Origin of the sequence: Sorangium sp. So ce426, from assembly GCF_051475585.1 — a bacterium.
In the GTDB taxonomy this organism is placed as follows: Bacteria; Myxococcota_A; Polyangia; order Polyangiales; family Polyangiaceae; genus Sorangium; species Sorangium cellulosum_B.
In genome coordinates this window covers 8,726,671-8,741,090 of the sequence record NZ_CP150341.1, presented here as the reverse complement: position 1 = coordinate 8,741,090, position 14,420 = coordinate 8,726,671, and the positions used below count along the sequence as shown (strand labels likewise).

The window sequence follows — 14,420 nt, the reverse complement described above, 5'->3', positions numbered from 1 at the left end:
TAACGCGGCACGCTGCGGGCGCGCGTGCACCGCGCCGTGCGCGCCGCTCCATTCGATTGCTTTCGTGCGCTGTGTCCGGTACGCGGTCTGCCGCTTCTCGGGTGCTCCTGGCGCCCATCGATAACGGAGTGTCATGCGTCGTACTTCGCTCGGACTGGCGATGGCTCGTCTCGCTTTGTGGTTCGTCGCTGCGTCAACGTGGCTCGCAGGCTGCGGCGTCGCGGAGAGCCCCTCGACGCCCAGCGCGGCCGAGGTGGGGTGTGCGGGCTGCACCGTGCTGAAGGGAGGCATGGTGTTCGACGGCACGCGCGCGGCCAGGGCAACGGTGGTGATCGAGGGCGACAGGGTGAAGCAGGTCGTCTTCGGCGACGCCGAGCCCCGCGTCGAGGCTGGAGGCGGCGAGGTCGTGGACGTCGCTGGCAAGACGGTCCTCCCCGGGCTCATCGATCTCCACGTCCACTCGCTGAGCGTCGCCGGGCCCTATGCTTATTATGACGGCGACCTCCACCTCGAGGACCACACGAAGGCGATGCTCCGGGCGGGCGTCACCTCGTACCTCGACCTCGGCTCATCCCAGCACGTCATCTTCGAGCAGCGATCGCGCATCGACGCCGGCGACCTCCTCGCGCCGCAGCTCTTCGCCGCCGGGCCCCTGCTCACGCCGACCGGAGGGCACCCCTGCTATCAAGGCAGCCCGCCGGGCGACTACTGCGTCTTCATCGACTCGCCCGCCGACGTCGACAAGGCCTTCGAGGCGCTCCTCCCGAGGGCACCCGATTTCATCAAGATCGTGCTCGAGGGGGGCGGATCGCTGCCGCTCCCGCGCCTGACGCGCCCGTCCGTGGCGGCGATCCAGGAGGCCGCCGCGGCCGCGGGCGTCCGGGTGATCGCCCACGCGACGGGGGCCCCGGACATCGAGGCCGCGCTCGACGGCGGCGTGACGCTCTTCGCGCACGTCCCGGACGAGGACCGAATCTCACCGGACCTCGCGCGGAGGATGGCCGCTGCCGGGGCCGTCGTCGTCCCCACGCTCGCGGTGGCGGACGGCCTGTACCGCACGGCTCACGGAGCGCTGACCGAGCTCGACGACCCCGCCCTCGTCGATGACGTGCCGGCCGGCGTGATCGCGGCCCTGCGTGATCCCTCGTTGCTCGCGGAGCTCAGGACGGCGCATTTCCTGGAGCTCGTGAAGCGGCGGCGCGACCATGCGATCGCGAACCTCGTCACCTGCTACCAGGCCGGGGTCACCATCGCCGCCGGCTCCGACGCCGGCAACCCGGGCGTCTTTCACGGGCTGAGCCTGCGCCGCGAGGTCGCGCTCCTCGTCGAGGCCGGGATGCCGCCCCTCGCGGCGCTCGCCGCCGCCACGCGCGCCGCCGCGGACGTGCTCGGGCGGCCCGATCTCGGGCGCCTCGAGCGAGGAGCGCTCGCGGACGTGCTCGTGGTCGACGGCGATCCGCTCGCCGATGTCCGCGCGCTCGAGCGCGTGTCGCGCGTCTACAAGTCGGGCGTCCTGCTCGATCGCGAGGCGCTCGCGTTGCCGCGCAAGACGAGCCTCGCGCGGGAGCCCAGGACGGGCGCCGGCCCCGGCGAGGCGTGCCTCGCCGCGTCGGAGTGCGCGCCCGCGCAGTCGTGCAACCCGGCCCAGGTCTGCGCCGCGACCTGCAGCGCCGCCTCGGACTGCGCGCCGGGGAGCGCGTGTTTCCTCGATGGCGGCTCGTTCACAGGGGGGGCCTGCATCGACGGCGACGGCTGCGATCTCTTCGCGCAGGACTGCGACAACGGCGCCGCCTGCGTGTTCTGGGGCAACGGCTCGACGTCGTGCTGGAACGCGGGCGCGGGCTCGGACGGGCAGCCGTGCGACGCGTCGTTCGCGTGCGCGCCCGGCAGCATCTGCGACCCCTCGAACACCTGCAGAGCGCTCTGCGATCCGCGCGGCGAGCGCGCCGCGCCGTGCCCGGGCGGCGAGCGGTGCGTCGATCACACCGCGCTCGCAGGGCTCCCCGTGGGGACCTGCGAGCCGGCCGGGCGCCGCTGAGCGCGCGACGACGTCAAGCGCCGCTGAGCGCGCGCGCGACGACGCCGCGCGCGCTCAGCGCGACGCGAGCAGCCAGGCGATCACGCTCCCGATCGTGAAGAACACGATGCCCGCGCCGGCGATCACGGCCCGCGACGTCCGCCGCTCGATGAAGCTGGCCGCGGCCCGGAGGCTGGACGGGGCGGCGAGGGCGATGCCGCTCTCGGGCGCGCTCATCTTCTGGATGGCGGCGTCGAGCGCCACGAGCACGGCGCGCGCGTGGGGGAAGCGGTCGTCCGGGTCCTTGGCGAGCAGGCGCATCACGACCGCCTCCAGCGCGGGCGGGACGACGACGCCAGGGGAGCGCTCGGCGATCGGCGGCGGCACGGCCGACCGGTGCTGCGCGAACAGCGCCGACGGCTCGACCGCCGTGAAGGGGTGCTTGCCCGCGAGCATCTCGTAGAGGATGACCCCGAGCGCGTAGAGGTCGGCCCGCCGGTCGACAGAGCGCATGCCGAGCGCCGCCTCGGGCGCCATGTACGCCACCGTGCCGAGCAGCACGCCGGCGTTCGTCAGCGAGCGGCGCGAGCCGTCGTCGGTGATGGAGAACTGCTCGATCGGCACCTTGGCGAGGCCGAAGTCGATGAGCAGGACGCGCTCCTCCGGCCCGTCGAGGACCATGACGTTGAGCGGCTTCACGTCCCTGTGCACGATCCCGAAGTCGTGCGCCGCGTTGAGCGCGCTCGCGAGCTGGCGCGCGATGTTCGCCGCGCGCAGCGGGGGGACGGGGCCCTGGTCGATGAGCTTCCGCAGCGTGATGCCGCGGATGAACTCCATCACCATGAACCACGCGCCGTCGTCGAGCTGGTTGATCTCGTAGACCGCCGCGACGTTCGGGTGGAAGATGTGGCGACCGGCGAGCGCCTCGCGCTCGAAGCGCTCGATGAGCTCCGGCAGCTCCTCGGCGTCCGGGTGGAGCACCTTGACGGCCACGTCCTCGCCGGTCGCGAGCTTCTTTGCCCTGAAGACGGCGGCGATGCCGCCCATCGCGACGAGCTCCTCGAGGCGATAGCGGTGGACGAGCGTGCGCCCGACGAACGTCATCGCGCGCTCTCGCGCCGCGGAGCTCGCCTGGCCTCCCGCGATGAACACGGACTCGCTCATGCGTTCGCGCCTCCAGGCCGAGCCGCGCGCGCGGCGTCGAGGAGGAGGAGGAGGCCGCGGCGCAGGGCACGCACTGCCGCGCCGCGCGCTCCCCCGTGACCGCGCGCCGCGCGGCGGAACAGCGGATCCACCCTGGATGACATCGTACGTTCACACACGCGGCGTCCGGAGGGTAGCGCCCCTCCGCGTCCAGCGCCATCTTCCCGGTTGGGCGCGGGGGCGAGGCGCTCGCGAGGGAGCGGGCGGGCGGCGCCGAGGCTGGAGCTCACGAAGCGCGCGTGAGCCAGGCCTCCCGAGCGGCCTTCGGGAGCTCGCGCCCACCGCCGCGGCCGCACGCGCGCGCTCTCTCTCTCGAGATTCCACCGCTCCGCCGTGATCGTGAGTCGCCGGCCTGCGCCGTCTCCTGCGCTGATGGCGCTGCCTCATCGTGTCTCCGGCCGGGGCGTGCGGAGACCCCTCATCGCCTGTGCCTCACGGCCGCGCGGCGTGGAGCGCCGGCCGCGCGAGGTGCGGAGTCGCGCGCGCGGCCCCGGCGTGGCGAGAGCCCGTTGCGCGCTGGGCGGGGCTCGCCCGTCGCCGGCGGAGCACGACCACTTGTCGGTAGATCCAGCGACATTGCCGGAGCTCCAGCCGCGCGCGCCCGCAGCCGCGCCCGCCCGCGGCGGCCGAACCAGCACGACCACATGCCCGCGCGCGCCGGGGTCGAGCCTGCTGTCCTGCCACGCGCGCCCTCGCCCGCCGCATCGCCGTCATTTGCCCCCGGATCCGCACGAGGCATGCCCGCGCGTGCGCGGACGAATTAGGTTTGAAAACACATCAAGTTCACAGATGCGTTTTTTCGGCAGGCTCGTGTAGCCTGTATGGGTGGAGGTTTCCATGCACAGCACAATGCGTCGCACCGTTCTCCTCGGGCTCGTTTCCGGACTCGCCGTAGCAGCTTGCTCCACGCCTGACGCGTCGAACCTCTTCACTCCCGGCGGGTCCGGTCCGGGGACCACGGCTTCCGCGGGAGGAGGCGAGGGCGGCGCGCCGGGCACGGGGGGCGCGGCGGGCGTGGGCGGCCAGGGGACCGGGGGCGAGCCGGGCGTGGGCGGAGCGACCGCGGGGAGCGGCGGGAGCGGGGGCGTGGGGCCCATCATCGACGAGCCGCCGGTCTGCGGGGACGTTTACGTCGATTGCGACGCGGATGCCGAGAACAGCTGTGAGGTCAACGTGACGAACGACGCCCTCCATTGCGGCACTTGCCCCGTCGACTGCGATGGCACCTGCCGGGACGGCACGTGCATCCGCACCTCGATCCACATCTCGGGCCAGCGGGATCCGCTGTTCCTCGCCGTCGCCAACGGCGTCGTGTTCTGGACCAACGGCGAGCAGGGCATGGTCAGGCAGTGGACGCAGGGCGAAGCCGTCGCGATCAACATCGCCACCGCGCAGGTCCAGCCGGCCGATATCAAGGCCGACGCCACCCACGTCTTCTGGGCCAACCAGGGCGTGGCCGGCGAGAGCGACGGTCAGGTGATGAGGGCGCGGGTCGGCGGCCAGGAGGCGCCGGTGGCGATCGCCGCGGGGCAGCCCGATCCGTTCGGCATCGCGATCGACGAGGAGTTCGTCTACTGGACGAACCGCGAGCGCGGCGGCTCCGTGGTCCGCGCGCGGAAGGACTCGGACGGCAACGGGCCGTTCACCGTCATCTCGGACCGGGGCGGGACGACCCACGCCCTCGCGGTCGACGCGACGCACGTTTACTGGACCGTGCGCGACGAGCGGGGCATGGTGATGTCCGCGCCCAAGGACTCCACGGGCGAAGGCCCGTTCACCACGCTGGCGGCCGATCAAGGCCAGGTGCGCGAGATCGCCGTCGACGCGACGCACGTCTACTGGACGACCAGCAGGACCGGCAACGTGATGCGGGTGGCCAAGACCGGCGGAGAGCCGACGGTGATCGCGAGCGGCCGGGAGAACCCGAGGGGCATCGCCGCCGACGCGACGGGCGTTTACTGGACGGACCCCAACTCACCGAACGTCATGAGGATGCTGCCGAACGGCATCATCGGGGCGGTGGCGGCCGGCGAGCCGTCGCCCTACGGCATCGCCCTCGACGCGACCCGCGTCTACTGGACCAACGGACTCGGAACGAACGGCACCATCGTGAGCGCCCCGAAGTAGCGGCCGCGGGAGCGCGCGCGGGATCGAGCACCCGAGGTCCGCGAGGATCCGAGGTCTCCGCGCGTCCTTCTGCGCCGCGGCGCCGCGCGCTCCGGGCGGCGCGCGGCGGTGGTCGATCGGCGCTCGCGGCGCCGCCTCGGCGACGATGTCGCGCGTGGAGGTCGGGGCTCCGCGTGCTACAAGCTCGCCCTGTGCTGCTCGAGACGTTCTCCGTCGGTCCGCTGGGGTGCAACTGCTCGATCCTCGTCGACCCTGTGAGCAAGGGCGCCGTGGTCATCGACCCCGGGGGCGATTTCGACACGATCCGCGCGCGCGTCGAGCAGGCCGGGGCGAAGGTCGCGGCCATCGTGCACACGCACACCCATATCGATCACGTGGGCGCCACGGCGCCGCTCCAGCGCTGGTCCGGCGCCGCGGCCCGCATTCACGAGGCCGACCGCTTCCTCTACGACATGCTCCCCGTCCAGGCGGCGATGCTCGGCATTGCGCTGCCGGAGCGGTGCGAGGTCGACGGCGATCTGAACGACGGCGCGGTCGTGAAGGCGGGCGGGCTCGATCTGCACGTGCTCCACACGCCGGGGCACACGCCGGGCAGCGTCTCGTTCCTGGTGCTCGCGGAGACGGGCGCCGTCGCGTTCACGGGGGACACCCTGTTCCGGCGCAGCATCGGCCGGACCGATCTGTGGGGCGGCGACTCGCGGGCGATCGTCTCATCCATCCGGGGCAAGCTGCTCACGCTCGATCCGTCGACCCGGGTCGTCACAGGACACGGCCCCTCCACGACGATCGGCGAGGAGCGCGACAGAAATCCCTTTTTGCGGTCGTGACGCGCCGCCCGCTCGCACGCTCGCTTGCGCGCTTGCTTCACCACGTCGCCGCGGTGCTTTCTCGCGAGAAAGTGCTTGCATCCCGCCAGGATTCTTTCGAAAAATGCCGCGCGACGATGACGCGCGTCGGCCCACTCGAGCCGGGTCGACCGCTGTCCGCCGCGGAAGTCGAGCACGATGAGCACTGAAAGCGCGCCTGCCACGAAGGTCGATCTCGAGATCCTAGCCACGCCGCATCCCCTCGGCGACGCGGAGCGCGCGCAGCGCATGCAGAACCCTGGCTTCGGGCGCGTGTTCACGGAGCACATGGTCGTGATCCCGTACGCGGCGGACAGGGGCTGGCTCCGGGGGCAGATCCGGCCGTACGCGCCGATCACGCTCGATCCTGCGGCGATGGTGCTGCATTACGGTCAGGCGATCTTCGAGGGCTTCAAGGCCTATCGGCAGCCGGACGGGCGCATCAAGACGTTCCGGCCGGAGGCGAACGCGCGGCGCTTCAATAGCTCTGCCCGCCGATTGGCGATGCCGGAGATGCCGGTCGATCTGTTCGTCGGCGCGGTCGACGCCCTGATCCGCCAGGATCGCGCATGGGTCCCCTCGCCCGTGGGCGAGAGCCTGTATGTCCGACCGTTGATGTTCGCCACCGAGGCGGCGCTCGGGGTGAGGGCGTCGCGCGACTACGATTTCCTGGTGATCGCGTCGCCTGCGGCCGCGTATTTCCCTCAGGGCGTGAAGCCGGTGACGGTCTGGATCTCGGAGGATTTCGTCCGGGCGGCGCCGGGCGGCACGGGCGCGGCCAAGTTTGCGGGCAACTACGCCGCGAGCCTGCTCGCGCAGATGAACGCCGCTGCCGAGGGCTGCGCGCAGGTGGTCTGGCTCGATGCCGTCCAGCGCAGCGTCGTCGAGGAGATGGGGGGAATGAACATCTTCTTCGTCTACGAGGAGCGGGGGCGCCCCGTGATCGTGACCCCCGAGCTGACAGGCACGCTCCTGCCGGGCATCACCCGCGACAGCATCATCCAGCTCGCCCGGGATTTCGGCTATGCCGCGGAGGAGCGCAGGGTCACCTTCGACGAGTGGCGCGCGGCGGTGCGCGAGGGCCGCATGACCGAGGCGTTCGCGTGCGGGACGGCCGCGGTCATCACGCCCATCGGCGCCGTGAAGTCCCGCGAGGGGACCTTCTCCATCCACAACAACGAGACGGGCCCCGTGGCGGCGCGCTTCCGCGAGGCGCTGCTCGACATCCAGCACGGCCTCGCCCCCGATCGCCACGGCTGGATGCACGACGTGGTCTGAGCCGCTTCGGAGACGGGCCCACCTCGGCGTTTTCGGTGCTCAGCGCACAGGAGTGCGCTTGCGCGCCGAAAACGCCGATCTGGGCCCGTCTCCTGTGCGGGAGACCGCCGCTCTGCTCGGCAGGGTGCAGAGGGAGACCGCCGCTCTGCTGCCGCTCTGCTCTGGATGGTGCAGAGCAGAGCGGAAGCCGCTCTACTCTGCCGCCGGCGGGCGCTTGGACTTCGCCGTCAGGCCGTATTCGTGCAGGCGGTACTGGATGGTGCGTATGCTGATGTCCAGGAGCTCGGCCGCGCGCGTCGTCGAGCCGTTCGTCGCCTCGAGCGTCGACAGGATGGCATAGCGCTCTATCTCCGCCATGGTGGCGCCCGGGATCCGCAGGGCCCCCTTGGCGACCGGCGCCGCGTCGATGGGGAGGTGCTCCGCGTCGATGCGCGCGTCGTCGCACAGGACGACCGCCCGCTCGATCGCGTTCTCGAGCTCCCGCACGTTCCCCGGCCACCGGTGCGCGATGAGCTTCGCCCGGGCCTCGTCGGTGAACCCCTCGATCTTGCGGTGGTTCTCCGCCGCGAACCGGTGCAGGAAGTGGTTCGCCAGCAGCAGCACGTCGGTGTCGCGGATGCGCAGCGGCGGCATGTCGATGTGGACGACGTTGAGCCGGTAGTAGAGGTCCTCCCGGAAGTGGCCCTCCTGCACCGCCGCCGCGAGATCGCGGTTCGTCGCCGCGATGAGCCGCACGTCGACGGTCACGGCGTCGTTCCCGCCGACGCGCTCGAACGTCCTCTCCTGGAGGACGCGGAGCAGCTTCACCTGCGTCGAGGGGGCGATCTCGCCGACCTCGTCGAGGAAGAGCGTCCCGCCGTGCGCCTGCTCGAACCGCCCGATGCGCCGCTTGTCGGCGCCGGTGAACGCGCCGCGCTCGTGGCCGAACAGCTCGCTCTCGAGCAGGGACTCCGCGAGCGCCGCGCAGTGCAGGGTCACGAAGGGCCCCTTGGCGCGCGAGCCCTTCGCGTGGATCGCGCGCGCGAGCTCGCCCTTGCCCGTGCCGCTCTCGCCGGTGATGAGCACCGTCGCCCGCGCGCCGGCCACCTGCCGGGCCATCCGGTAGACCTTCTGCATCGCCGGGCTCGTCCCGATGAGCCCCTCCACGCCCTCGCCCTGGCGCTCTCGCAGCTGCCGGCGGAGGTTCTCCGCCTCGACCCGGAGCGCGCTCCGCTCGAGGGCGCGCTCCAGCGTGAGGAGGAGCGCGTCGAAGTCGACCGGCTTCGTCAGGTAATCCTCGGCCCCCGCCCGCATCGCCAGCACCGCCGAGGTCACGTCCCCGAACGCGGTGACGACGATCACCGGCAGCGCCGGATCCTGCTCGCGCAGCTTCCCGAGCAGCGCCACCCCATCCATCCTCGGCATCTTCAGATCCGTGATGACGACGTCCGGCGGCCGCTCCGCCGCGACCTCGACCGCCTCGACGCCGTCCGCCGCCGCGTCGACGGTATACCCCTCCTGGCGCAGCAGCTTCTCCAGCCCCGAGCGCGCGCTCGCCTCGTCGTCCACGACGAGCACCCTCGAGCTCTGCCTCTTCTCAGCGTTCATATCGTTCCTTCCGAACATACCGTGTCCGCGAGGCGCTGCGACACTCGTTCGGCGGCGGCGCGGCCGCGCGGCTCGAGGGCGCCGGCGGGGAGGGCCGCGCCGGGGCAGCCGACGGGCGCCGCAGCCGTTGCACGCGGGCGCAAGGCGTTCGCCAGGCCTGGCGCGCCCCCTGCTCAGGCCGGGGAGGGGAAGGGGGAGCTCGGCCGGGTCGCGCTGGCGAGCGCGGCGTCCGCGGTGGCGCGGAGCTCGTCGCTCAGGGCGATGTAGTCGATCGGCTTCGTGTGTACAACCGCCGCGGGCTCCAGCCCTCGCCCGAGGCGCGCCACGAGGTCGGGATACCCGGTGAAGAAGAACAGCGGGAGATCGGGCCGGAGCGATCTCGCGTAGCGCGCGACCGCGATTCCATCGGCGTGGGGCATCCGGAAATCGGTCACCAGGATGTCCGGGATCGGACGGCGGGCCAGCCGCGCGATGGCGAGCGCGCCGTCGGTCGCCAGCTCCACCCGGAAGCCGTCCTCTTCGAGCAGGCGCTCGAGGAGGCGAGCGCTCTGCACGTCGTCGTCCACGAGCAGGATCAGCGGTTGTTCGGTGCTGCGCGGTTCCACGCCCGGATCTCTACCAAGTTGCGTGCCAGCCCTCGGGCGCAGGCGCGCGCGGCCACAGGAGAGCGGCGGAGGTCAGCCGGAGCGGCGCAGCGGGAGCGTCACGCGGAAGAGCGTCTTCCCCGGGCGGCTCTGGAACTCGATGGTCCCCTCGTGATCGGTGACGATGCGGTGGGCGATCGCCAGCCCGAGCCCGGTGCCGTTCGGCTTCGTCGAGAAGAAGGGATCGAAGATCGGCGCGTCCGGGCTCGCGATCCCGGGGCCGTCGTCCTCCACCTCGACGACGGCGTGGCGCGGCTGCCGCCGCGCGCGGAGGGTCACCGTGCCGCCTCCGGCCGCGTCCACCGCCTCGATCGCGTTGCGGAGCAGGTTCAAGAGGACCTGCTCGATCTTCGCGGGATCGAGGTCGAGCACGATGTCGGTCGAGGGCAAGTCCACCTTCACCGCGGCCTGCGCGCCGGCGCCGTCCGCCGACGCCGCGACGCGCGCCGCCCGCTCGCAGAGCGGGACGACGGGCGTCGGCCGGAGGTGCAGCGGCTGCGGCCGGGCGAAGTCCAAAAACTCGCTGACGAGCGCCGAGAGGCGGCGGATCTCGTCGCGGACGACCTGGATCGCCTCGAGCGTGTCCGGGTCCTTCAGGCCGGCGCGCGCGAGCCCCCGCTCGAGGAAGGTCACGTGGAGCTGCGCGCCGTTCAGCGGGTTCCTGATCTCGTGCGCGAGGCCGGCCGCGAGGGTCCCCACCGCGGCGAGCTTCTCGCTCTGGCGCACGCGCGCGGCGAGCGCGTTCTCGTCGGTCGTGTCCTGCCCGATCGCGAACAGCACCACCTCGTCGTCGGCCGCGGAAGGGGCGTACGCGAGCTGCCAGCGCAGATCGCGGATCTTGCCGGAGCGCGTGCGCACGATGCTCTCCAGCAGATCGACGCTGGGGCGGCGGCCCGCGGCGACGTCCTCCACGAGCGCGCCGTGATCCGCGCGGATCTCCTCGGGGAGGAGCGCCTCGACGAACGGCGCCCCGAGCACGTCCTCGCGCGCGAGCCCCGTGATCCGCTCCGCTTCCCGGTTGAAGAGCCGCACGATCGCCTGCGCGTCGAGGCCCACGACGAGGACGCGGGCCAGCTCGACCGCGCTCTTGTACCGGTGCTCCGTGCGCGCGAGCGTGCGGCCGACCTCCTCGCGGTCCAGGCGCTCGGTGCGCTGCGCGCGCGCGAGGAAGTCGTCGCGGTACGTCTCGAGCATGATGGCGAGCTCGAGATCGAGCACCTTGCTCACCGCCGCCCTGACCGGGATCACCTCCGCGCCGAGCGCGCCCTGGGCGATCTCGTGGAACGCGAGCCGGATGAGCGTCATCGCCGTGAACATGTACCGCTGGGGGAGGCCGACCCGGACGTGGATCCGCCCGATCTTCGCGCTCTCGTCGAAGTACGCGCCGTCGTAGGGCCCCGTGCAGATGCGCGTCATCCAGCGGACGAGCGATCGCTTGAGCCGCTCCACCTGCTCCTCGCCGGTGAAGACGTCGTGCGCGCCCTCGTGCTCGCGGATGCGATCGTAGAACTCGTCGGCGATGCGGGGGAAGTGCGGCTCCGCGTGCGCGCGGAGCGCGGCGAGCCAGCGCTCGTCCTCCTCGCTGAAGCGGACGTACCGCTTGATCTCGTCGAAGAGCGTCTCCTGCGCGGGCACGGTGACCGTGTCTATCACGGCCCCGCCCCCGCCCCCGCCGAGGCGGACCAGGATCTCGCGCGCTCGAGCAGCGCCGCGAGCGCCGCCTCGTCCTCGCCGCCGCGCGCGACGAGCTCCGGCGCGAGCGGCGCCTCGTAGTCGGCGCCCGCGCCCGGGAGCGCGCCGATCTCCCCGGCGCCGGCCGCGCGGTAGAGCCCCTTCGGGTCGCGCTCCCTGCAGGTCGCCGGCGCGACGTCCACGTAGACCTCGATGAGCCGCGGCGCGAGCGCGCGGGCGCGCTCCCGGTAGGCGCGGCGGTGCGCCGTCGCCGCGACGATCACGATCGGCCCCTGGCGCGCGAGCAGCGCCGCGAGGCGCGCGAGCGTCTCGTAGAAATCGTCGCGAGCGCGCGGGTCGTAGCCGGGCCGCGGGACCAGGGCGTCGCGCACCTCGTCCCCGTCGAGGACGCAGCTCGCCCGCCCCTCGCCGAGCAGCGCCCGGTGCGCCCGCGCGGCCAGCGTGGATTTGCCCGACGACGGGAGCCCCGTGATCCAGACGACCCCGCCGCTCACGCGAAGAGCCCCTCGGCGTCGTCCGGATCGAAGCGCGGGGCGTCGAGGGCGCGCTCCACGAAGGAGAGCAGCGCGTCCCTCGCCCGCGCCGTGACCGCGGGGTACCAAGCTGGGTTCGCCAGCACGAGCGCGCGCCACGCGAGGAACGGCGCCGCCACGTCGAGCAGCCCCGCGGCGCCGCTCGATCCGAGGTAGACCTCCCAGAGCCGCCGCCACAGCGCGCGGAAGCCGCCCTCCCACGCGCCAGGCGCGTCCAGCGCGAAGAAGACGTAGTTGATGGCGAGGCAGGTGACGTCGTCCGCGGGATCGCCCTGCGATCCGCGGCTCGTGTCGAGCAGCGCGAGCCGCGACGACCCGTCGAACACGATGTTGAACGGGTGGAAGTCGCCGTGCGTGCGGGCCAGCCGGTGATCCCGGCCGCGGAGCTTCCATCGCCACGCGACGCAGCGCCGCTCGATGGCCTGGAGCCGCTCGGGCGGCGCGCCGGGCACGTCGTCCGGATAGCCGTCGATGATGCCGAAGATGCCTTCACCGAGGCCCACGAGATCGCGCACCGCGCGGCGGTAGCTGCCCGGCTGGGCGCCGGGCGCCGCGTGGAGCGCGACGAGGTACCTGGCGAGCGCCTCGCAGCGCGCCAGATCCTCGGGGCCCGCGCGGCGCTCGCCGGCGATCCGGCGCAGATCCGTCGCGTAGACCTGCCCTTCCGCGTACGTGGTCAGGAGATAGAACTCGCCGGCGTCGCGCAGCGACACCAGGCGATGGTCGTGGGTCAGCGCGCCGACGTCGACGACCTCGACGTGCGCCGGGATCGATCCCGCGGTGTCGAAGGCGAGCAGCGCCTCCGCCGCCCGATCCGATCGCCGGTCGTGTCCGAACGGGTCCGCCGTCGACGTGTGCAGGACCAGCCGCTGCGTCGAGCCATCCGGCCTCATCACCGTGATCCGGCGGGGGACGCCGTAGCCGGCGGACTTCTCGGTCCGATCGTGGTTCGAGCCGGCATCCGGCCCCAGCGTGGCGATCTCGACGACCTGCGCGCCCGGCACGACGGCCTCGACGAGCTGGCGTATCGGGCGCGAGAGATCGGTCTCGGACAGGGCTGCCTGCGCGCGCATGGTCTCCTCGAGGGGGCGGGGTGAGATCCCGACGGGGTCGCCGGAACCGCGAGAGCGGCAAGAAGCAGGCCGCCCCGCCGATGCGCCGGGCCCTACAGCGCGGGGCCATGGCCGGCGCGCTGCGTCGGCCGGGGCCGGCGGCGGTGGGCGCGGGCAGCGCCGGGCGGGCTCGCAGGACGTGCGTCACCGCGCGAGGCGTGCGCCGTCCCGTGTCGATCGTCGGTGGGTGGAGCGGCGTGGTCTCCCGGCGAGCGACGTGTTCCTGGTGGGGTCGCTCGCCGGGGCTCGGATGTCCCGATGGAGGCCTACTTGGCCGCCGGCCACTGGTCCTTGGGGAGGTCCTTGTAGACGTCCTCGACCTTGTGGAAGCCGTCCGCGATCACCGTCGCGGCGAGGTTGTCCTTGTCCACGGCGACCGGCGTGATGAGCACGCTCGGGACGTCCTTCTTGCCGTTGTTGACCGTCTGCGTCTTCTCGCCGACGGGCTCCTTCTTCGCCAGCTTGACGGCGAGCTCGGCGGCCTTCTCGGCGAGCAGCTTGAGCGGCTTGTAGACGGTCATGCTCTGGGTGCCGGCCGCGATCCGCTGGCAGGCGGCGAGCTCGGCGTCCTGTCCCGAGACGCCGACCTTGCCGGCGAGCTTCTGCTCGCCGAGGGCCTGGACGGCCGCGCCCGCGAGCCCGTCGTTCGACGCGACGACCGCGGTGACGTTGTTGTTGTTCTTGGTGAGGGCGTTCTCGGTGATCTTGAGCCCCTCGACCGGCTGCCAGTCCTTGGCCCACTGGTCCGCCACCGTCTTGATCTCGCCCTTGTCGATGAGCGGCTTCAGGATGTTCATCTGCCCTTCGCGGAAGAGCTTCGCGTTGTTGTCGGTCGGGGAGCCGCCGATGAGGATGTAGTTCCCCTTCGGGAACTTCTTCACGAGGGCATCGGCCTGGAGCTCGCCCACCTTGACGTTGTCGAAGGACACGTAGAGGTCCAGGTCGGAGTCGAGGATCAGCCGGTCGTACGCGATGACGGGCACCTTCTGCTTGTGCGCCGACTCGACGATGGTGGCGGTCGTCTTGGCGTTGTGGGGCACGACCACGAGCACGTCGACGCCCTGCGTGAGCAGGTTCTCCGCTTGCGAGTTCTGGAGGGCGTCGTCGCTGTTCGCGGACTGCACGAGCACCTGGGCGCCGAGCGCCTCGGCCTTCGCCTTGAACAGGTCGCGGTCGCGCTGCCACCGCTCCTCCTTCAGGGTATCCATGGAGAAGCCGATCGTGATCTTGTCTTTCTTCTTCTCCGGGCCCTTGGCTTCCGCACCCTTGGCGGCCGTTGCCTCGGGCTTGTTCGCGCTCGCGCCGCCTTCATCCGGCTTCGAGCAGCCGGCCGAGAACGCGAGCGAGAACAACGCCATGAGAAAGGTGGAGCGACGAATCAA

The 14,420-nt window shown here is 72.2% G+C and carries 11 protein-coding genes; 4 read left to right on the top strand and 7 right to left on the bottom strand.

Annotated elements, in window-relative coordinates; genetic code table 11:
* Window positions 1-160: 160 nt before the first annotated feature.
* Window positions 161-2,038, top strand: a complete 1,878-nt coding sequence (locus tag WMF44_RS32480) for an amidohydrolase family protein (RefSeq protein WP_437293928.1) — start codon at window positions 161-163, stop codon at window positions 2,036-2,038.
* A 54-nt stretch (window positions 2,039-2,092) separates the two neighbouring features.
* On the opposite strand, the gene WMF44_RS32475 is transcribed toward WMF44_RS32480, so the two are convergent.
* Window positions 2,093-3,181, bottom strand: coding sequence for a serine/threonine-protein kinase (locus tag WMF44_RS32475; protein WP_437293927.1), 1,089 nt, complete (start codon window positions 3,179-3,181; stop codon window positions 2,093-2,095).
* 888 nt (window positions 3,182-4,069) lie between these two features.
* Between WMF44_RS32475 and WMF44_RS32470 the strand changes: the two genes are divergently transcribed.
* The 3 genes from WMF44_RS32470 to WMF44_RS32460 all read left to right on the top strand — a co-directional run bounded on the left by WMF44_RS32470 (window position 4,070) and on the right by WMF44_RS32460 (window position 7,470).
* A complete protein-coding gene (locus WMF44_RS32470; protein WP_437293926.1) occupies window positions 4,070-5,347 on the top strand; it encodes a hypothetical protein in 1,278 nt (425 codons plus the stop codon).
* Window positions 5,348-5,538: 191 nt separating this feature from the next.
* Complete coding sequence (locus tag WMF44_RS32465) at window positions 5,539-6,174, top strand: MBL fold metallo-hydrolase (protein ID WP_437293925.1); 636 nt, start codon at window positions 5,539-5,541, stop codon at window positions 6,172-6,174.
* A 177-nt stretch (window positions 6,175-6,351) separates the two neighbouring features.
* Entirely contained in the window at window positions 6,352-7,470 is a 1,119-nt protein-coding gene (locus tag WMF44_RS32460) for a branched-chain amino acid aminotransferase (RefSeq protein ID WP_437293924.1), read from the top strand.
* A gap of 192 nt (window positions 7,471-7,662) precedes the next feature.
* Here WMF44_RS32460 and WMF44_RS32455 read toward each other — a convergent pair whose 3' ends face one another.
* From WMF44_RS32455 to xylF, 6 genes are all read right to left on the bottom strand, one after another.
* Window positions 7,663-9,057 (bottom strand): sigma-54-dependent transcriptional regulator, encoded by a 1,395-nt coding sequence (locus tag WMF44_RS32455; protein ID WP_437293923.1) that lies wholly within the window; start codon window positions 9,055-9,057, stop codon window positions 7,663-7,665.
* A gap of 173 nt (window positions 9,058-9,230) precedes the next feature.
* Window positions 9,231-9,662 (bottom strand): response regulator, encoded by a 432-nt coding sequence (locus WMF44_RS32450; RefSeq protein WP_437293922.1) that lies wholly within the window; start codon window positions 9,660-9,662, stop codon window positions 9,231-9,233.
* Window positions 9,663-9,734: 72 nt separating this feature from the next.
* On the bottom strand, window positions 9,735-11,336 hold the full coding sequence (locus WMF44_RS32445) for a protoglobin domain-containing protein (RefSeq protein WP_437293921.1): 1,602 nt from the start codon (window positions 11,334-11,336) through the stop codon (window positions 9,735-9,737).
* A 14-nt stretch (window positions 11,337-11,350) separates the two neighbouring features.
* On the bottom strand, window positions 11,351-11,887 hold the full coding sequence (locus tag WMF44_RS32440) for an adenylyl-sulfate kinase (RefSeq protein ID WP_437293920.1): 537 nt from the start codon (window positions 11,885-11,887) through the stop codon (window positions 11,351-11,353).
* On the bottom strand, window positions 11,884-12,999 hold the full coding sequence (locus WMF44_RS32435) for an aminoglycoside phosphotransferase family protein (RefSeq protein ID WP_437293919.1): 1,116 nt from the start codon (window positions 12,997-12,999) through the stop codon (window positions 11,884-11,886). Before WMF44_RS32435 ends, WMF44_RS32440 begins: the two co-directional genes overlap by 4 nt.
* A 305-nt stretch (window positions 13,000-13,304) precedes the next feature.
* Window positions 13,305-14,396, bottom strand: coding sequence for a D-xylose ABC transporter substrate-binding protein (xylF, locus tag WMF44_RS32430; protein ID WP_437293918.1), 1,092 nt, complete (start codon window positions 14,394-14,396; stop codon window positions 13,305-13,307).
* Window positions 14,397-14,420: the final 24 nt, after the last annotated feature.